We start from the raw sequence: 19,535 nt of genomic DNA, 5'->3' as shown, positions 1-19,535 counted from the left end.
GCCGCACCACCGAAGGCAAGGGCGCCAAAGCCATCAAACGGATCCTCAAACGCTACGTCGCCCGCGCCATCTTCCGACACCTCGAAGCCGTCATGGGCTTGACAAAACACATAGAAGCGTCGTGACGGCTGCGACCCTGCGGGCCGCAGCCTCCTCGACCCTGATGCCTTCGGGCTCACAGCCGTGAGCCCTTCGGCATCAGACCTCGAACTGACCGGACTCGAGCTGCGCCTTCACCTGACCGAGGTAGCGCGCCGCGTCGGCACCGTCGATGATGCGGTGGTCGTAGGAGAGGGCGAGGAACACCATCGAGCGGATCGCGATCGAGTCCTGTCCGTCCACAGAGACAACCACCGGGCGCTTCACGACCGTGCCCACGCCGAGGATCGCGCGCTGCGGCTGGAAGACCACGGGCGTGTCGAACAGCGCGCCGCGTGAACCCGTGTTCGTGAGCGTGAACGTGCCGCCCGCCAGCTCGTCGGGCTTCAGCTGGTTGTCGCGGGTGCGCTGCGCGAGGTCGGCGATCGACGCCGTGAGCTCCTTGATGCTCTTGGAGCTCGCGTCGCGGATCACGGGCGTCAGCAGGCCGCGCTCCGTGTCGACCGCCATCGCAAGATTCTCGGTCTCGGGATAGGTGATCGTCTCGCCGTCATCGGTCGCGTTGATCAGCGGGTGCGACTTGAGGGCCTGCACGGCCGCCTGCGTGAAGAACGGCAGGAACGTGAGCTTGTTGCCCGTCTCCTGCTGGAACGACACCTTGTTCGCCTCCCGCAGCTGCGCGACCCTCGTCACGTCGACCTCGACGACGGTCGTCAGCTGCGCAAGCGTCTGCATCGACTCGACGGCACGCTTCGCGACCACCTTGCGCAGGCGCGACATCGGCGCGGTGGTGCCGCGCAGCTTCGAGACCTCGACCTCTGCCGGTGCGGACCCCGACGCGGACGAACCCGATGCATCCGAGCCCTGTGCGGGCGCCGCCTCGGCGGCGCTCAGCACGTCCTCCTTGCGGATGCGACCGCCGACGCCCGTGCCGGTGAGCGCGCTCAGGTCGACGCCTCGCTCGTTCGCGAGCTTGCGCACGATCGGCGTCACGTACGACGAGCTCGAACCGCTCGCCGCGGGCGCGGATGCTTCGGAAGCGGGCTGTGCCGGTGCCGCGGGCTGCGCCGGGGCGGACGGCGCCGCGGGTGCGGCTGCCTTCGCCGACTCCTCCTTCGGAGCGTCGTCCTTCGGCGCCTGCTGCTTCGGCGACTCGTCCTTCGGCTCCTCCGCCTCGGGTGCCTTGGCAGGCTCCGGCTGCTCCGTGGATGGCGCGGCCGGCTTGGGCTGCTCCTTCGGAGCCGCATCCTGTGCCTCGGCGGAACCCTGGGCGTCTGCCGGAGCGTCATCGGTCTTCGGCTCGGCGTCTGCCGCAGGGGCTGCACCGCCGACGCGGGCGATGACGGCACCGACCTCGATCGTGTCGTCCTCGCTGACGAGGATCTCCGAGATCGTGCCCGCGATGGGCGACGGGACCTCGGTGTCGACCTTGTCGGTCGAGATCTCCACGAGTGCCTCGTCGACGGCGATCTCATCGCCGACCGACTTCAGCACGCGCGTGATGGTGCCCTCGGTGACGCTCTCACCCAACTCGGGGAGCGTGATGTCCTTGGCGTCGCCGCCGGTGGCAGGCGCCGACTGCTCGTCCGCCTCCTTCGAAGGCGACTCCTGTGCCTCGGCTGCCGATTCCTCGTCCTCCTGCTCGGGCTCAGCACCGGCGTCCTCCGACGCGATCTGCTCGGCCGAGGCCTCCATCGCGGGAGCCTCCTGGGAGGATGTCTCCTCCGTCGGTGCATCCTCAGCCGGTGCCTCTTCGGAGGCGTCCTCAGCCGGGGAATCCTCAGCGGGTGCCTCCCCGGCGTCGCCGACACGGGCGATGACCGCGCCGACCTCGACGGTGTCGTCCTCGCCGACGACCAGCTCGGTGATGGTGCCGGCGATCGGCGACGGCACCTCGGTGTCGACCTTGTCGGTCGAGATCTCGACGATCGGCTCGTCGACCGCGATCTCGTCGCCCACGGCCTTCAGCCAGCGGGTGATCGTTCCCTCGGTGACGCTCTCGCCGAGTTCTGGGAGCGTGATGTCAGTCATGGGTTGTCTCCTGTGGCGTGGGTCAGATGGCGTGCAGGGGCGTGTTGGCGAGCTTCATCATCGTCTCACCGAGTGCCTCGTGCTGGGTCGGGTGCGCGTGCAGCAGCTGGGAGACGTCCTCCGGGTAGGCCTCCCAGTTGACGATCAGCTGGGCCTCGCCGACGAGCTCGCTCACGCGGCGGCCGATCATGTGCACGCCGACCACGGGGCCGTCCTTGACCCGAACGGCCTTGACGGAACCGCTGGTGCCGACGATCTCGCTCTTGGCGTTGCCGCCGAGGGAGTACTCGTACGTCTCGATCTTGTCGTCGCCGAACTGCTCCTTGGCCTTCGCCTCGGAGTAGCCGACCGATGCGACCTCGGGGTCGGAGTAGGTGACCTTGGGGATGTTGACGTCCTCGACCTTGCGCGGGCTGAGGCCACCGATCTCCTCTGCGACGAAGATGCCCTGCTGGTAGCCGCGATGTGCGAGCTGCAGGCCGGGGACGATGTCGCCGACGGCGTAGACGCCGGGCACGCTGGTCTCGAGCCGGTCGTTGACGGTGACGAAGCCGCGATCCATCTCGATGCCGGCCTCCTCGTAGCCGACGCCGGAGGTGTTCGGGCCTCGGCCGACCGCGACCAGCAGCAGATCTGCGTCGATGGTCTCACCGGTCTCGAGCGAGACGTGCACGCCGGAGTCGTCCTGCGTGACACCCGAGAAGCGTGCGCCCAGCTTGAACTGGATGCCGCGCTTCTTGTAGGCGCGCTCGAACTGCTTGGAGACCGACTCCTCCTCGTTCGCGACCAGGTGGGGCAGGCCCTCGATGATCGTGACCTCGGCGCCGAAGGCGCGCCAGACGCTCGCGAACTCGACGCCGATGACGCCGCCGCCGAGCACGGCGACGCGCTTCGGGATCCAGTCGAGCTGGAGCGCCTGCTCACTCGTGATGATGTTGCCGGTGATCTCGAGGCCCGGCAGCGTGCGCGCGTAGGATCCGGTCGCCAGCACCACGTTCTTCGCGGTGAGCGTCTGCTCGCCCACCTGCACCGTCGTGGCGGAGGTGAGCTTGCCCTCACCGGCGATGACCTCGATGCCCTTCGCCTTGATGAGCCCCTGCAGGCCCTTGTACTTCTTCGACACGATGCCGTCGCGGAACGCGCTCACGCGCTCGATGTCGATGCCCTTGAGCTCGGCGTCGACGCCGACGTGGCCCGAGTCGCGCACCTCGTCAGCGACCTCGGCAGAGTGGAGCATCGCCTTCGTCGGAATGCAGCCGCGGTGGAGACACGTGCCGCCGAGCTTGTCCTTCTCGACGATCGCAACGGTCTTGCCGAGCTGCACGGCGCGCAGCGCTACGGCGTAACCGGCGCTGCCTCCACCCAGGACGACGATGTCAAAGCTCTGATCGGACACGCACTTGCTCCTTCTGAGTCTTCATTGCTGCGCAAGTTTGGCAGCGGTGCACGGCAGTTCCTGCCCGCACCAGCCTAGTCGGGCACTGCTGAGCGTTGCATTCATTCCGCCGATCGCGACATCTTCGAGAGCGTGCGCAGCAGGCCGCGCACCACGACCCCGGTCGAGCCGGCGGGCGTGAAGCCGAATGGCGCGCCGGTGTTCGTCGAGGGCCCGGCGATGTCGATGTGCGCCCAGGGGATGGGGACGCCATTGCGCTCGCCGATGAACTCGTTGAGGAAGGCCGCAGCGAGCAGCATGCCACCCGAGCGGTTGCCGACCTTCGCGTTCATGAGATCGGCGACGTTCGAATCGAGCATCCCGATCATCTCCTCCGGGATCGGCATGGGCCAGAGCTGCTCGCCGACCTCGCGAGAGGCGCGGAGCACTGCGTCGACGAACGCGTCGTTGTTGCCCATGATGCCGCTCACGCGGTCACCGAGCGCGACCTGCTGCGCGCCGGTGAGCGTTGCGACGTCGATGATGGCGTCGGGCTGTGCCTCGCTGGCGAGCACCAGGCCGTCGGCCATGACCAGTCGACCCTCCGCATCGGTGTTCGTGACCTCGACGGTCTTCCCGCCGCGCATCGTGATGACGTCGTCCGGGCGCGTCGCCGTCGACGAGACCAGGTTCTCGGCCAAGCACAGGTGCGCCGTGATGCGGATCGGCAGCTGCAGCGCCGCCGCGGCGACCGTGACGGCGTAGACGGTCGCGGCACCGGTCATGTCGTACTTCATGTGCTGCATCGACGCGGCCGGCTTCAGCGAGAGGCCGCCGGAGTCGAACGTGATCCCCTTGCCGACCAGCACGACGTGGCGCGTCGCGTTCTCGGGCGCGTGCTCGACGGTGACCAGGCGCGGCGGGCGGCTGGAGCCCTGGCCGACGCCGACGATGCCGCCGAAGCCCTCGCGGCGCAGGCGCTCCTCGTCGCGCACCACGACGCTCAGCCCGTTGCTCGCCGCGTCTGCGACCACCCGGTCGGCGAAGTCCACGGGGCTCAGCAGGTTCGGCGGTGTGTTCGAGAGGTCGCGCGTCGTGCAGACGGCCTGGGCAGCGACGCCGGCGCTCTGCACGGAGTAGGCGGAGCACTCCGCCTCGCCGGCGACGACGGCGATCTCGACCACGACGGGCTCGGACCCGTCGGCGACCCGGTGCTCATAGCGGTAGGCGCCGAGTGACGCGCCCTCGAGCACCGCCTGCACGTCATCGCCGGTGGAGACCGGCAGCGCGAGCGCGAGCGAGGGCACCGTGCGCAGCGCGCGCACAGCGGCTCCGGCGGCCTCGCGCAGGCGGACGGCGTCCACGGTGTCGCCGAGACCGACGAAGGCCACCTTGCGGCCGTCGACAACGGCGCGGGTGACCTGCTCGCGCTTGCCGGTGACACCGAGCGCCTCGAGCAGCTCGCTGTCGAAACCGGGTGCTTCTGGGGTGTCGCCGGCGAGCACGCCGTGGACCACCAGCTCGGCGGTCGCGTCTTCTGGGCGGGCGATGATGGAGAGTGCGGGAAGGGACATGGGTCACGAGGATACCGGCGTCCGCAGGCTCAGTAGGCTGGGAGCGTGTTCGAACCCCGCGAGCTGATGCTGCCCCTCGAGGATCTGGAGACGGTGCCTCGCGGCCTCGACCTCGTGATCGCCATCCACGGTTTCGTCGACGCCGGATCGGCGGCCGAGTCCGCCGCCGCCGCGATCCTGGACACCCTGCCGTATCGTCCGCTGGTCGAATTCGACACCGATCTGCTCATCGATCACCGCTCTCGCCGACCGCGCATCCTCTTCAACGAGGACCGCATCGACGAGTACGTGCCGCACTCGCTGACGCTGCTGAGCGTCGAGGACGACGCGGGCAAGCCATTCCTGCTGCTCACCGGACCGGAGCCTGACTGGATGTGGGAGCGGTTCACGGATGCGCTGCTGGAGCTGCACGAGGAGCTGGAGGTCGCGACCACGACCATCATGACGTCGATCGGCATGCCCGTGCCGCACACGCGCCCGCTCGTCTCCACCGTCTCCGGCAACCGGGCAGAGCTCATCGAGCAGTACTCGGCCTGGCGGCCGGTCTCCTCCGTGCCCGCCTCCGTCATCCACCGGATCGAGCACCGGCTGCAGGAGAGCGCACCGGTGACGACGTTCACGGTGCTGGTGCCGCACTATGTCGGGGAATCCGGTTCGGCTGCCCCGGCGCTCGCGGCCCTCGAGGGCGTGACGAGCGCGACCTCGCTCGCATTCCGCACCGAGGAGCTGCGCCAGGCCGACCGCGAGTTCCAGCAGCTCGTCGCCCAGCAGATGGAGACCAACGAGGAGCTCCAGCGCATCGTGCACACGCTCGAGGCCCGCTACGACGCCTACATGGCGCAGTCGCCCGTGCGCTCTCCGCTCACGGACGAGGACGGCACGCTCCCGAGCGCCGACGAGATCGCCGAGGAGCTCGAGCGCTACCTGAAGCAGCGCGGCCGGCCGGGCGCGGATCCGCTCGGATGAACAGCGCGCGGTCCTGGCTCGTCTGGGGCGTTGCCGCATTCGCCTACATCGTCGCGATCCTGCACCGCTCATCGCTGGGTGTCGCGGGCCCGGCTGCTGCCGAGCGCTTCGAGGTGCAGGCGACCCTGCTCTCCACGCTCGGCGCCGTGCAGATCGGTGTCTACGCGGTGATGCAGATCCCGGTCGGCGTGCTGCTCGACAAGTACGGACCGCGTGTTCTCATCGCCTCCGGCGCCGCGGTCATGGTCGCAGGTCAGGTGGTGGTCGCCGTCGCCGAGGATCTGCCGCTCGCGGTCGCCGGCCGATTGCTGCTCGGGATCGGGGACGCTGCCACGTTCATCTCGGTGATCCGCCTGCAGGCGGGGTGGTTCTCCGGTCCGATCCTCGCGCAGATGTCGCAGTGGACGGCGGTGTCGGGGCAGATCGGTCAGCTGCTCTCGACCGTGCCCTTCGTCTGGCTGCTGGGGCAGGTCGGCTGGACGCTGTCGTTCGGCTCCCTCGCCGTGCTGGGTGCCGTGGCGCTCGTGGTCGTGCTGCTGGTGGTGTTCGACGCGCCGCCCGGCGGGACGCCGCCGACGGGTTCGATCGACCTCCCGGAGGGGTGGTGGCCTCGGCTGAAGACCGCGTTCCGCCAGCCCGGGACCCGCTTGGGGTTCTGGACGCACTTCTCGCTGCTGTCGACCACGAACGTCTTCCTGCTGATGTGGGGCTTCCCGATGCTGGTCGACGCCCTGGGGTACGCGCCGGGGGAGGCGGCCGGCTTCATGTCGATCGTGGTATTCACCGGCATGATCGTCGGCCCGATCCTCGGCATCACGACAGCGCGCTTCCCGTTGCGCCGCTCCACGCTCGTGCTGTTCCTGGTCGTGCTGCTCGGGGGCACCTGGGCGACCGTGCTCCTGTGGCCCGGTCACCCGCCGACCTGGCTCGTGGTCGTGCTCCTCGTCGTGCTCGGCATCGCGGGTCCCGGCTCCACCGTCGGCTTCGACTTCGCGCGCACCTTCAACCCGCTGCGGCTGCTCGGCTCCGCCAACGGCATCGTGAACATCGGCGGCTTCACCGCCGCATTCGCGATCATCCCCGTGGTCGGCATCGTCCTCGACCTGGTGCACACGGTGCGGATCCAGGCTGGCGCGACGGTCGACCTCTACGACTGGGAGGGCTTCCGAATCGCGTTCACCTTCCAGCTTGCCGTGCTGCTGCTCGGCTTCCTCATGGTCGTTCGGATGCGGCGCATCACACGCTCGCGCCTGCGGGAGGAGGGCATCGAGGTCGGACCGCTCTGGCAGGCAGTCGCGAACAGGATGCGCCGTCGCGGCAACTGATCCGGGGCTTCGAGGTCGGTGGGAATGCTTATGCCACATCCGGCGCTATACTGTCAAGACCGACCCAGTCGAGACCGGCCAGACGCAGGACTTGACTTGGGTCATTCGAATGCCCTCAGTCCGATGCACTGGGTCTGGGCGCCCGAGACAGACCGGAGGCCGCATGCCAGCCAAGGACACGACCACGACGTCACGCCGCAGCACCGCCAAGGCTGCGACCGACACGGAGCAGGCCGCCGCCAAGGCACCTGCGAAGCAGACTGCGGCCGCGAAGTCGTCAGCGACGAGCACCGTGAAGACCCCTGCGAAGAAGGCGCCGGCGACGGCGACCGCAGCAAAGGCCGCGCCGGCCAAGGCGACCGCAGCGAAGGCTGCGCCGGCCAAGACGACGGCTAGCAAGACCACCGACGCGCCCGCGAAGGCGCCGGCGGCCAAGGCAGCCGCGGCCAAGACGACGGCCGCGAAGACCACCGCCGCGAAGACGGCCGCCGCGAAGACGGCCGCCGCGAAGACGACCGCCGCGAAGACGGCCGCCGCGAAGACCACGGCTGCGAAGACCACGGCTGCGAAGACCACGGCTGCGAAGGCGACGGCCGCCAAGACCACCGCCGCCAAGTCGAAGACGACTGCCTCGAAGGCCGCAGGAGCGGCCGCGGCCGACGATGCCCCCGCAGCCAAGAAGGCTCCGGTGAAGCGCACCGCCACCCGCAAGAAGGCTGCCGACCCGGTCGACGAGGCACTGGCGGCGCCGGAGGAGGCGGAGGTCGACGAGGACGAGGAGAAGGTCCACGTCGAGAAGCTGCCCACGGGTGCCCTGCGACTCTCGGGCGATGACGACGAGCCCGCGCCGACGCAGATCACCGGCGCGACCGCCGACCCGGTCAAGGACTACCTGAAGCAGATCGGCAAGGTCGCGCTGCTCAACGCCGAGCAGGAGGTCGACCTCGCGATGCGCATCGAGGCCGGTCTGTTCGCCGAGGAGAAGCTCTCGCTCGAGGGCGACGGCATGGACTGGCAGCTCAAGCGCGACCTCACCCGCATCGCGCGCGACGGGCAGCGCGCGAAGAGCCACCTGCTGGGTGCCAACCTGCGCCTGGTCGTCTCGCTCGCGAAGCGCTACACCGGTCGCGGCATGCAGTTCCTGGATCTCATCCAGGAGGGCAACCTCGGCCTCATCCGTGCGGTCGAGAAGTTCGACTACACCAAGGGCTTCAAGTTCTCGACCTACGCGACCTGGTGGATCCGTCAGGCGATCACGCGTGCCATGGCCGACCAGGCCCGCACGATCCGCATCCCGGTGCACATGGTCGAGGTCATCAACAAGCTCGCCCGCGTGCAGCGCCAGATGCTGCAGGACCTGGGCCGCGAGCCGAGCCCCGAGGAGCTCGCTCGTGAGCTCGACATGACCCCCGAGAAGGTCATCGAGGTGCAGAAGTACGGCCGCGAGCCCATCTCGCTGCACACGCCGCTGGGCGAGGATGGCGACAGCGAGTTCGGCGACCTGATCGAGGACACCGAGGCCGTGGTGCCTGCGGACGCGGTCGGCTTCACGATGCTGCAGCGCCAGCTCGAGTCGCTGCTCGACTCGCTCTCCGAGCGCGAGGCGGGCGTGATCCGGATGCGCTTCGGCCTGGGCGACGGCATGCCGAAGACGCTCGACCAGATCGGCGACACCTTCGGTGTGACGCGCGAGCGCATCCGTCAGATCGAGTCGAAGACGATGGCGAAGCTGCGGCACCCGTCGCGCTCGCAGCAGCTTCGCGACTACCTGGAGTGATCGGCATCGCGTGAGTCGCGGTCGCGGCTGCGACTCACGCGTCGTCTCGCTGCAACAAGCAACGGCCCGTCCCTCGAGGGACGGGCCGTTGCTTGTGTCGTGAGGTCAGCGCTCGTTGAGCTTCTCGGACTCGTCGTGCCAGACGACCGCCAGCGGCTGCAGGGCCTCGCGGTGCTTGGCCGCGTGGTGCGCGCAGAAGAGCAGCGTGCCGCTCTCCATGGTCGCGCGGATGTATGCCTGCGCGCCGCAGCTGTCGCAGCGGTCGAGGCCGCCCAGCGGCGCGTTCGCCTCGTCCACCTCGAGCGTCGTGGTCTGGATGTCGTTCACGGTGCCCTCCTCACTGCGTAGCTTGCGTCTATCGTCGCATGCCTCCCCATGAGAACGTCGGCAATCCGGTGGTGGTTCGCCCGTGGCGCAACCGGAGGACGAGCCGCCCGCCTTGCGCCGTCCCGGGCCGCTGCGGCCATAGGCTGGCGGGCGCGACCGGCGCTTGACTGCACAGACGGACGCATTCGACGCAGGAGATGGGGAACGGTTGGCACGCGCGGCATCCGACTACTCGGCACGGCACCTCACCGTGCTCGAAGGGCTCGAGGCGGTGCGCAAGCGCCCCGGCATGTACATCGGCTCGACCGACTCGCGCGGGCTCATGCACTGCCTGTGGGAGATCATCGACAACTCGGTCGACGAGGCGCTCGGCGGTCATGGCGATGAGATCACGGTCGTCCTGCACGCGGACGGCTCGGTGGAGGTGCGCGACCGTGCCCGCGGCCTGCCGATCGACGTCGAGCCTCGCACCGGCCTCACGGGCGTCGAGGTGATCTTCACCAAGCTCCACGCCGGCGGGAAGTTCGGCGGCGGTGCCTACCAGTCCTCCGGTGGTCTCCACGGCGTCGGCGCTTCCGTCGTCAACGCACTCTCCGAACGCCTCGACGTCGAGGTCGACCGCGATGGCGCGACCTGGGCGATGTCCTTCCACCGCGGCGAGCCGGGCGAGTTCCTCGACGAGGGCGAGCCATCGCCCAGTGCCACCTTCCTGCCGTTCACGGATGCGTCGAAGCTGCGCAAGGTCGGCAAGGTCGCGAAGAACGTCACCGGCACACGCGTGCGCTACTGGGCGGACCCGCAGGTGTTCACCAAGGGTGCGGACTTCCTCGCCGACGAGCTCGCCCGACGCGCGCGCCAGACGGCGTTCCTCGTGCCGGGCCTCGGCATCCGCATCAGTGACGAGCGCGGCGACGAGCCCATCGTGCACGACTTCCGCTACGACGGCGGCATCAGCGAGTTCGTCGAGTACCTCGCGCCCGACCCGGCGCTCACCGCCACCTGGCGGCTCACCGGCTCCGGCGACTTCCAGGAGACCATCCCGGTGCTCGATGAGGCGACCGGCCACATGGAGACGCGAGAGGTCGACCGAACCTGCGAGGTCGATATCGCGCTGCGCTGGGGAACGGGCTACGACACGGTCGTGCAGACCTTCGTCAACATCATCGCGACGCCGAAGGGCGGCTCGCACCTGGCGGGCTTCGAGCAGTCGCTGCTGAAGCTCATCCGCGACCAGGTCGCTGCCAACGCGCGCAAGCTGAAGGTCGGCAGCGACAAGGTCGAGAAGGATGACGCGCTCGCCGGGCTGTCGGCCGTCGTCACCGTGCGGTTGCCGGAGCCGCAGTTCGAGGGCCAGACCAAGGAGGTCCTCGGCACCCCGGCCGTGCGCCAGATCGTCGCCCAGGTCGTGCAGCGCGAGCTCGGCGCCGTCCTCACCTCCAGCAAGCGCGATGAGAAGGCGCAGGCCGCCCAGCTGCTCGAGAAGGTCGTGAGCGAGATGAAGTCGCGCATCTCGGCGCGGTCGCTCAAGGAGACCGCCCGCCGCAAGAGCGCGCTGGAGTCGTCGTCACTGCCCGTGAAGCTGGTGGACTGCCGGTCGAACGATGTCGAGCAGACCGAGCTCTTCATCGTCGAGGGCGACAGCGCGCTGGGCACCGCGAAGCCCGCGCGCAACAGCGAGTTCCAGGCGATCCTGCCCATCCGCGGCAAGATCCTGAACGTGCAGAAGGCCTCGGTGGGCGACATGCTCGGCAATGCCGAGTGCGCCGCGATCATCCAGTCGATCGGCGCCGGCTCGGGTCGCTCGTTCGACCTCAGCCAGGCGCGCTACGGCAAGATCATCATGCTCTCGGACGCGGATGTCGACGGCGCGCACATCCGCACGCTGCTGCTCACGCTCATCCACCGCTACATGCGCCCGCTGATCGAGGACGGCCGCGTGTACGCCGCTGTCCCGCCGCTACACCGCGTGCTCGTCAAGCACCGCGGCAAGCCCGACGAGGCCATCTACACCTACTCCGACGCCGAGCTGCACCGCACGCTCGCTCGTCTGAAGAAGGCGGGCAAGAGCTGGCAGGAGCCGCCGCAGCGCTACAAGGGCCTGGGTGAGATGGATGCGGATCAGCTGGCGGAGACGACCATGGATCGGTCGCGCCGCACGCTGCGCCGCGTGCAGATCAGCGATGCGGAGCGGGCTAGCGAGATCTTCGAACTGCTGATGGGCAATGAGGTCGCGCCGCGCCGCGAGCTCATCGTCACGAGCCAGGTGGACCGCGACCGCATCGACGCCTGAGCGCGGCGCGCGCCCGCGCCGCCACCTGCGCCGCCGCCGACTGGTGCGGTTGCGCGCGACTCGGTCTCGCGCGCCAGCCCTGCTCGGGCGCAGAAACACCGGTCGGCACCGCGGTCGGCGCGAGCGAGCGCCGGCCTGCGCCACCAGCCCAGCCAGCGAGCACCACCCCGGCGACCGGCATCGCTGCGACCGCCGCCGGCGAGAGCACCGCCATTGCGGGTGTGTGCCGGACGGGTGCGAACTGTGGGCGTCGACTGGTGCGGTTGCGCGCGACTCGGGCTCGCGCGCCAGCCCTGCTCGGGCGCAGGAGCACCGGTCGGCACCGCGGTCGGCGCGAGCGAGCGCCGGCCTGCGCCACCAGCCCAGCCAGCGAGCACCACCCCGGCGACCGCCACCGCTGCGACCGCCGCCGCTGCGACCGCCGCCGGCGAGAGCGCCGCCATTGCGGGTGTGTGCCGGACGGGTGCGAACTGTGGGCGTCGACTGGTGCGTTTGCGCGCGACTCGGGCTCGCGCGCCAGCCCTGCTCGGGCGCAGAAGCACCGGTCGGCACCTCGTCGGCGCCGGCGGGTGCGGCGAGCGGGGCCGGGGAGCGGAGCGGGCCTCACCGCGGCGGGTCGCGGTCAGCTGCCGAGCTTCGCAGCCTCGCCGCGGCGGGTCGCGGTCAGCTGCCGAGCGTCGCGCCGATGGCGCCGATCGTGCCGTCGATCGCGACGCCTGAGCCGGCGCGTGCCGCGCCGCCGGGAGGCAGCGCGCGCTGCGATCCGTCGCTGCCGACCGCGAGCGGGGCGGGTCCGGCCCATGCGAGCGAGAGCCCGACCTCGCCCTTCAGCAGCCGGTGCGCCAGCACGCCGCCGGTGCCGCGACCCTTCGCGGGGAACTCCGTGATCGCGGACACCTTCACGCGCGGCTCGTCCAGCCCCGCGAGCGTCTCGGCTGCCTCGGTGACGGTGACGACCTCCGCGCCCTCGTCCACAGCGCCCGCGAACCGCACCGTGGCATCCGACTTCAGGCCGATGCCCTTCATGCCTGCGGCGCCCGGCCCCTGGGGGTTGACCAGCTCGGCGGGGAACCGCAGCAGCTGCGCATCGCTCGTGACCAGCACGATCCACGCCTCGTCGGGCGCGGCGGCGATGCCCACGACGTGATCGCCCGGCTTGAGCGAGATGACCGCCTCGCGGTCGCGGTCCCGCAGTTCACTGGGCGTGACGCGCTTGACGGTGCCCCTCGCGGTGGCGATGAGCCAGGGCACATCGCTCTCGAGGTCGATCAGGCCGACCGGCTCCTCGCCGCGCTCGAACGCGCCGAGCTCGCGCACCTTGATGCCCGCGGTCAGCCCGATCGACGCCGGCGGCACCGACGGCAGGTCGACGGGCGTGAGTCGCAGCACGGCGCCTGAGGAGGTCACAAGGCCGAAGGTGCCGCGCGTCGTGGTCTCGACCGTCGAGCGGATGGCGTCGTGGCGGCTGCGCCTCGCGGGCGGCGTGATCGGCTCGTCGCCGTCGACGCGCACCACCCGGCCCGTGGCGGAGAGCAGCACGCGCGTGGGTGCATCGGCGATCTCGAGATTGGCCGCAGCCTTGGCCGCGGACGCCCTGCCGGTGGTGGCCTGGCCGTTGCCCTCGGTCAGCAGTGTGCGGCGCGGGGTGCCGAAGCGCTCGGCGACCTCGTCGAGCTCGTCAGTGACGACGGCGTGCAGCGCCGCCTCGCTGCCGAGGATGCGCTCGAGCTCGGCGATCTGCGCCTTCAGCTCGTCGCGCTCGGCCTCCAGCTCGATGCGGCTGAACTTCGTGAGGCGACGCAGCCGCAGCTCCAGGATGTATTCGGCCTGTGCCTCGGAGAGGTCGAAGATGCCCTGCAGGCGCCCACGAGCCTGCTCACCGTCGTCGGACGAGCGGATGACCTGGATGACCTCGTCGATGTCGAGGATCGCGATCAGCAGCCCCTCCACGAGGTGCAGCCGGTTGCGCTTCTTTGCGAGGCGGAACTCGCTGCGGCGACGCACGACCGAGACGCGGTGGTCGAGGTAGACGCGCAGCAGATCCTTCAGCCCCATGGTCTGCGGCTTGCCCTCGACGAGCGCCACGTTGTTGATCGAGAAGCCGTCCTCGAGCGGCGTGACGCGGTAGAGCTGCTGCAGCACCGCATCCGGGTCGAAGCCCGTCTTGATGCCGATCTCCAGCCGCAGCCCGTGGGTGCGGTCGGTGAGGTCCTGCACGTCGGAGAGGCCCTGCAGCTTCTTCGACAGCACGCCGTCCTTGATCTTCTCCATCAGCCGCTCCGGGCCCACCTGGTAGGGCAGCTCGGTGACGATGATCTGGGTCTTGCGCCCGCGGCGCTCAATGGATGTGCGAGCGCGGGTCTTGAACGATCCGCGCCCGGATTCGTACGCATCCCGGATGCCGTCGAGGCCGACGATCACGCCACCGCCGGGCAGATCCGGCCCCGGCACGTGCCGCATGAGATCGGCGGTCGATGCGCCCGGGTTCGCCAGCAGGTGCTTGGCCGCCTGCACGACCTCGACCAGGTTGTGCGGCGCCATGTTGGTGGCCATGCCGACCGCGATGCCGCTGGCACCGTTGACGAGCAGGTTCGGATAGGAGGCAGGCAGCACGTCGGGCTGCTGGTACGAGTTGTCGTAGTTCGGCACGAAGTCGACGACATCCTCGTCGAGCCCCTCCGTGAGCGATAGACCGGCGGCGTCGAGCCGTGCCTCGGTGTAGCGGGCGGCGGCGGGGCCGTCGTCGAGCGAGCCGAAGTTGCCGTGGCCGTCGATGAGCGGCAGCCGCAGGCTGAAGCCCTGCGCCAGGCGCACGAGCGCGTCATAGATGGCGGTGTCACCGTGCGGGTGCAGCTTGCCCATCACGTCGCCGACCACGCGCGCACTCTTGACGTGGCTCTTCTCGGGCCGCAGCCCCATCTCTGCCATCTGGAAGAGGATGCGGCGCTGCACGGGCTTGAGCCCGTCGCGGGCGTCGGGCAGGGCGCGGGCGTAGATCACCGAGTAGGCGTACTCGAGGAACGAGTCCTGCATCTCTGCAGCGACGTCGATGTCGTCGATGCGCTCGGTGGAGTCGGAGGCGGGTGTGGCAGTCATAGGCTGAGGGAATGCTACCGACCAGGGCGCCCGGATCTCGGAGCCTGGCCGACGTTCTCCGCAGTGCGTCGCTGGCCATGCGGGGCGAGCGCAACGTGCTCAGCCTGCCGCGAGTGCGCGGGGCGGTGGTGCTGCTCGTCGATGGGCTCGGCGCAGCCCAGCTCGGCCAGCGCGCGGGGCATGCGCGCACGCTCGCCGCCGCACCCGGCGGCTCGCTCGACGCGGGCTTCCCGTCGACCACTGCAGTGGCGCTGGCGAGCCTGACCACGGGCGCGCTCGCGGGGGAGCACGGGATGGTCGGCTACGACGCGCTCGTGCCGGGTGCAGGCGTGCGCAATCAACTGCGCGACTGGGGCGGGGCCATGGATCCGGCCACCTGGCAGCGGGTGCCCACGATCCTCGAGCAGGAGACGTCGATCGTGATCGGCGAGCCCAAGCACGCGACGAGCGGCTTCACGCAGGCGGTGCTGCGCGGCGCGGAGTTCCGCGGCGGGCGGTCGATGGCCGACCGATTCGCCCTCGCCGAGCAGGCCGCGCGCGAGCGCGCGCTCGTCTACCTCTACGTGCCGGAGCTCGACCGCGTCGGGCACGATCGGGGATGGCAGAGCACCGCGTGGGTGGATGCGCTCGAGCAGCTCGACGGCCACGTCGCCGCACTGGCGGCCGCGCTGCCGCGCGATGTCGGTCTCATCGCCACCGCCGACCACGGCATGGTCGACGTCGCGGCATCCGGGCACCTGATCGTGCCAGCGGAGCTGCTCGATTCGGTCGCGCACGTCGCGGGGGAGCCGCGCTGTCTGCAGCTGCACGCGACCGAGAGTGCGACAGCGGATGCGCTCGCCGACGGCTGGCGCGCGTGGCTCGGCGACGCCGCGTGGGTCGCCACGCGGCAGGAGGTCATCGCGAGCGGCTGGTTGGGCGAGGTGCACGCCGACGTCGCTCCGCGGCTCGGTGACGTCTTCGTCGCGGCCCGCGGACGCCGTGCGATCTACCTGGACGAGGTCGATCCGGGTCGGGGGATGATCGGTCAGCACGGCTCGCTCACGCCCGACGAGCTCCGCGTGCCGCTGCGCCGCTTCGGCGCGTTCGCGACGTAGCAGCCGCGGGGCGCCGTGGCGAAGAACGGGCCCCTGCCGCGCATTCCGCGAGAGCCGCGCGGGCATCCGGCGTCCAGGTGGGTGGTCCAGGATGAGCGCATCGCCCTGGGCACGCGGCCCGGCCAGCAACCGAGCAGAGGAGCACTCCATGCGCAGATGGCTCATCACGACCGTCGCCACCGCCCTGATCGGGTTCGTCGTCCGGAAGGTCGGCGAGCGCCGTGACCGGAAGCGCGGGCGCGGGTCGTCACGCCGCCGCTGACGTGAGGCGTCACTTCCGCAGCAACAGCGCTGTTCGCGCTTGACGCCGCTGACTGCGGCAGCAAGGTAGGGTGCCGCACAGGGACGTCGATCCCACCGGGAGGCACCCATGGAAGGTCGCGCTGCCAAGACGCTGCTGCTGATCGCGCTCGCTGGCTCAGTCGGCGTGCTCACAGGATGCTCGGGGCCGTCGGATGCCGACCGGGCGCGCCTCGCAGACGTCGAGATCACGACCCTCAGCGATGCCGTGCCGCTCGTCGAAGCCGGCATCATCGAGACCTACGGAGCCTGGACCGGAGCGGACGGTTCGATCACGCAGGAGGTGATCGAACCCGCAGACCCTGCTCGCGCGGAGTGGCAGGTCTTGACCGTGTGCGTGATCGATGATGCCCAGCAGTACCTGTTCGTACCGCCGGAGCAGCTCGACGAGATGGTGAACATGTCGCTTGACGGTTGCGCTCCGTGAGCATCGGTGCACCGGTGCCGCACGCACGATCGCACGCTGCGCTGGCAGCGATGGTGCGCCGCTTCGGCGCATTCGCGTGATCGTGGCCTAGCGTCTGCTGGAACGCTGCATGCACCAAAGGAGGCGCCGATGGCTGCGATGAGACGACGCGAGGCCGCGCTCGCACTGCTGGGAATCGCGGCGGCAGTGCTGGTGACGAGCTGTGCCAGCGGTCCCGCTCCGCTCCATCAGGATCAGATCGACGCCGTGATGGATGCATATGACCCCGAAGACCTGGGGTCGCTCACGGTCGGCGAGGCCGTGTCGCTCGCACCGGAGGGCACGATCGGCATGATCGACGTCCGATCGAGCTCAGGCACGCACGATGTGCACGTCTCGGTCGACGGCATGCCGGGCGAAGAGTTCGCAGATTGGCCGGTCGTCTCCGTCTGCGGCTCCGCGGGCGTCGTGCCGTCGGTGCTCCTGGTCGCGCTGCCCCCGCACGAGCTCGCTGGCTTCGCCGAGCATCCGTGGCGCTCGGAATGCGACTTCACGGTGTTCGACGAACGATGAAGGGCGTTGCTCGCTGGATCGTCCCGCCGTCGGCCTGTGTCGCCCGATCCGTTCCGAGGACGCCGGGCGAGGTGCCCGATCGAAGGACGCAAGGACGCTGCTCGTCGCAGGTGCGGGCCGATGCACGCCGCAGATCGGCCGCACCGCGGCCACGCTCGCACTCGAGGCGGCGGCCGCCGCGCTGCGCGCGGCTCCGCCTGCGAGCGCCTGACCGGCGTCGGCGTCAGCTGAAGCGCACGACCTGACGGATCGCCTTGCCGTCGGCGAGCGTGTCGAGCGCCTCGTTGAGTCCCTCGAGCTCGATCTCGCTCGTCACGAGCGCCTCCACCGGCAGCTTCCCCTCGCGCCAGAGCTGCTCGTAGCGCGGGATGTCGCGCGCGGGCACCGCAGAGCCCAGGTAGGAGCCGATCACCGTGCGCGCCTCTGCGGTGAACGTCAGCGGCGACAGCGAGGAGCGAGCGTCGGGGTGGGGCAGGCCCACCGTGACGGTCGTGCCGCCCGGTGCCGTGAGCGCGAACGCGGTCTCGAACGCCTTCGGGTGACCGGCTGCCTCGACGACCACCGCAGCCCGGAGTCCCTGCGCCAGCGCCTCGTCGGGCGAGAGCGCCAGGTGCGCCCCCAGCTCCTTCGCGGTCTCGAGCTTCGCCGGCACGGCGTCCACGCCGATCACCCGGCCAAGGCCGAGGGATGCGGCAGCGAGGAGCGCCGCCATGCCGACCCCGCCGAGGCCGACGATCACGATGTCATCGCCCTCGACGGGCTTGCCTGCGTTGATGACCGCGCCGCCGCCGGTGAGCATCGCGCAGCCGAGCACCGCCGCGACCTGCGGCGGCACGTCGTCGCCCACCGGCACGACGGAGCGCCGGTCGAGCACAGCGTGGGTCGCGAACGCGGAGACGCCCAGGTGGTGGTGCACGTCGACGTCGCCCTCGTGCAGCCGTCTCCCGCCGCCGAGCAGCTCGCCGGCGGCGTTCGATGCGGAGCCGCGCTCGCAGGGAAGCCTGCCGTCGGTCGCGCACGCGGAACATTCGCCGCAGCGCGGCAGGAAGGTCGTCACGATGCGGGTGCCGACGGCGATGTCATCGACACCCTCGCCGATCGCCTCCACGATGCCCGCCGCCTCGTGTCCGAGCAGCATGGGCACGGGCCGTGGGCGGGCGCCGTCGACGACCGAGAGGTCGCTGTGGCACAGGCCTGCGGCCTCGATGCGCACGAGCAACTCACCGGGACCCGGCTCGTCGAGCTCCAGTTCGACCAGCTCGAGCGGTTGCGACTGGGCGAAGGGGTGCTCGGCGCCGATCGCCCGCAGCACGGCGCCGCGGATCCGCATCAGCGCCCGTCCCAGCCGTCGACCGAGCCGTCGCGGCTCGTCTCGCGGATCACGAGCGTGCAGTCCTTGCCGCCGAATCCGTCGTCGAGCAGCCGCTGCAACTGGTCGCGGATGAGCGTCGCGGCTGGCACGTGGACGCCCGCCGCCTCTGCGCCGTCGACGGCGAGCGTGACGTCCTTATGGCAGAGCATCGCCGAGAACGACGCGTCGAAGTTGTGGTTCGCAGCCGCACCGGGCACAACACCGGGTACCGGGTACCAGGTGCGCAGCGCCCAGGAGTCCCCGGAGGAGACGCGCGCCACGTCGAAGAACGACTGCGCATCGAGGCCGAGCTCCTTCGCCAGCTGCGCTCCCTCCGACATCGCGAGGATCGAGACGCCGAGCATCATGTTGTTGACGAGCTTCGCCGCGATGCCGTGGGTCGGCTCACCGACCGCGAGCACGTTGCCGGCCATGGGTGCGACGATCTCCTTCGCAGCCGCGACATCCGCCTCGGCGCCGCCGAGCATGAACGCGAGGGTCGCGGCCTCTGCGCCCTGGATGCCGCCGGAGACGGGGGAGTCCACGAAGCGGAACCCGCGCGCGCTCGCCTCGCTGTGGCACCAGGCAGAGGTCTCGAGATCGACCGTCGAGGTGTCGAGGATGAGCGTGTTCGCCGCGGCGTGCGCGAAGACTCCGTCTTCGCCCGCGAGCACCGCGCGCACGTGCTCGCCCTTCGGCAGGCTGAGGATGACGACATCCGCGCCGTCGACCGCCTCGCCGACCGAGGCGACGGGCGTGATGCCGTGTGATGCGGCACCGTCGCGGAGGGCATCCACGACGTCGTAGCCCCTCACGTCGTGCCCTGCAGAGACGAGGTGCGCGGACATGCGGCTGCCCATGTTGCCGAGGCCGATCCAGGCGATTGACGTCATCGTCGATTCCTTTCGAAGTTGTGTTGCTCAGGGTATCTGCGAACGACGCAGCGGG

Annotated in this window: 14 protein-coding genes; 7 read left to right on the top strand and 7 right to left on the bottom strand. The window is 70.2% G+C overall.

What is annotated here, in order from left to right; all coding sequences use genetic code 11:
* Window positions 1-198: 198 nt before the first annotated feature.
* From sucB to ACJJVL_RS02050, 3 genes are all read right to left on the bottom strand, one after another.
* Window positions 199-2,130, bottom strand: coding sequence for a 2-oxoglutarate dehydrogenase, E2 component, dihydrolipoamide succinyltransferase (gene sucB / locus ACJJVL_RS02060; protein WP_405216484.1), 1,932 nt, complete (start codon window positions 2,128-2,130; stop codon window positions 199-201).
* 22 nt (window positions 2,131-2,152) lie between these two features.
* Entirely contained in the window at window positions 2,153-3,526 is a 1,374-nt protein-coding gene (lpdA, locus tag ACJJVL_RS02055) for a dihydrolipoyl dehydrogenase (protein ID WP_405216482.1), read from the bottom strand.
* Between the two features lie 101 nt (window positions 3,527-3,627).
* Window positions 3,628-5,079 carry a leucyl aminopeptidase gene (locus ACJJVL_RS02050; protein WP_405216480.1) on the bottom strand — a complete coding sequence of 484 codons (1,452 nt, stop codon included), beginning with the start codon at window positions 5,077-5,079 and terminating at the stop codon, window positions 3,628-3,630.
* Window positions 5,080-5,124: 45 nt separating this feature from the next.
* On the opposite strand from ACJJVL_RS02050, the gene ACJJVL_RS02045 reads away from it, so the two are divergent.
* From ACJJVL_RS02045 to ACJJVL_RS02035, 3 genes are all read left to right on the top strand, one after another.
* Window positions 5,125-6,045 (top strand): PAC2 family protein, encoded by a 921-nt coding sequence (locus tag ACJJVL_RS02045; protein WP_405216478.1) that lies wholly within the window; start codon window positions 5,125-5,127, stop codon window positions 6,043-6,045.
* Complete coding sequence (locus ACJJVL_RS02040) at window positions 6,042-7,370, top strand: nitrate/nitrite transporter (RefSeq protein WP_405216476.1); 1,329 nt, start codon at window positions 6,042-6,044, stop codon at window positions 7,368-7,370. The genes ACJJVL_RS02045 and ACJJVL_RS02040 overlap by 4 nt, the downstream gene beginning before the upstream one ends.
* A gap of 163 nt (window positions 7,371-7,533) precedes the next feature.
* Complete coding sequence (locus ACJJVL_RS02035; protein WP_405216474.1) at window positions 7,534-9,147, top strand: RNA polymerase sigma factor; 1,614 nt, start codon at window positions 7,534-7,536, stop codon at window positions 9,145-9,147.
* A 105-nt stretch (window positions 9,148-9,252) separates the two neighbouring features.
* Here the strand turns inward: ACJJVL_RS02035 and ACJJVL_RS02030 are convergent, their stop codons facing one another.
* Window positions 9,253-9,474, bottom strand: coding sequence for a hypothetical protein (locus ACJJVL_RS02030; protein ID WP_405216472.1), 222 nt, complete (start codon window positions 9,472-9,474; stop codon window positions 9,253-9,255).
* Window positions 9,475-9,682: 208 nt separating this feature from the next.
* Between ACJJVL_RS02030 and ACJJVL_RS02025 the strand changes: the two genes are divergently transcribed.
* Window positions 9,683-11,764, top strand: coding sequence for a type IIA DNA topoisomerase subunit B (locus ACJJVL_RS02025; protein WP_405216470.1), 2,082 nt, complete (start codon window positions 9,683-9,685; stop codon window positions 11,762-11,764).
* Window positions 11,765-12,427: 663 nt separating this feature from the next.
* Here the strand turns inward: ACJJVL_RS02025 and ACJJVL_RS02020 are convergent.
* Window positions 12,428-14,860 (bottom strand): DNA topoisomerase (ATP-hydrolyzing) subunit A, encoded by a 2,433-nt coding sequence (locus ACJJVL_RS02020; RefSeq protein WP_405216468.1) that lies wholly within the window; start codon window positions 14,858-14,860, stop codon window positions 12,428-12,430.
* 11 nt (window positions 14,861-14,871) lie between these two features.
* On the opposite strand from ACJJVL_RS02020, the gene ACJJVL_RS02015 reads away from it, so the two are divergent.
* The 3 genes from ACJJVL_RS02015 (at window position 14,872) to ACJJVL_RS02005 (ending at window position 17,236) form a co-directional block, all read left to right on the top strand.
* Window positions 14,872-15,957: an alkaline phosphatase family protein gene (locus tag ACJJVL_RS02015; RefSeq protein WP_405216466.1), complete on the top strand. Its 1,086-nt coding sequence runs from the start codon at window positions 14,872-14,874 to the stop codon at window positions 15,955-15,957.
* A 370-nt stretch (window positions 15,958-16,327) separates the two neighbouring features.
* On the top strand, window positions 16,328-16,684 hold the full coding sequence (locus ACJJVL_RS02010) for a hypothetical protein (RefSeq protein WP_405216464.1): 357 nt from the start codon (window positions 16,328-16,330) through the stop codon (window positions 16,682-16,684).
* 129 nt (window positions 16,685-16,813) lie between these two features.
* On the top strand, window positions 16,814-17,236 hold the full coding sequence (locus tag ACJJVL_RS02005) for a hypothetical protein (RefSeq protein ID WP_405216462.1): 423 nt from the start codon (window positions 16,814-16,816) through the stop codon (window positions 17,234-17,236).
* Between the two features lie 223 nt (window positions 17,237-17,459).
* On the opposite strand, the gene ACJJVL_RS02000 is transcribed toward ACJJVL_RS02005, so the two are convergent.
* Together ACJJVL_RS02000 and ACJJVL_RS01995 are read right to left on the bottom strand one after the other, a co-directional pair.
* Window positions 17,460-18,566: a zinc-binding dehydrogenase gene (locus ACJJVL_RS02000; RefSeq protein WP_405216460.1), complete on the bottom strand. Its 1,107-nt coding sequence runs from the start codon at window positions 18,564-18,566 to the stop codon at window positions 17,460-17,462.
* A complete protein-coding gene (locus ACJJVL_RS01995) occupies window positions 18,566-19,480 on the bottom strand; it encodes an NAD(P)-dependent oxidoreductase (protein ID WP_405216458.1) in 915 nt (304 codons plus the stop codon). The genes ACJJVL_RS02000 and ACJJVL_RS01995 overlap by 1 nt, the downstream gene beginning before the upstream one ends.
* Window positions 19,481-19,535: the final 55 nt, after the last annotated feature.

The organism is Agrococcus sp. Ld7 (assembly GCF_045064095.1).
In the GTDB taxonomy this organism is placed as follows: Bacteria; Actinomycetota; Actinomycetes; order Actinomycetales; family Microbacteriaceae; genus Agrococcus.
This window is presented reverse-complemented; position numbering and strand designations above follow the sequence as displayed.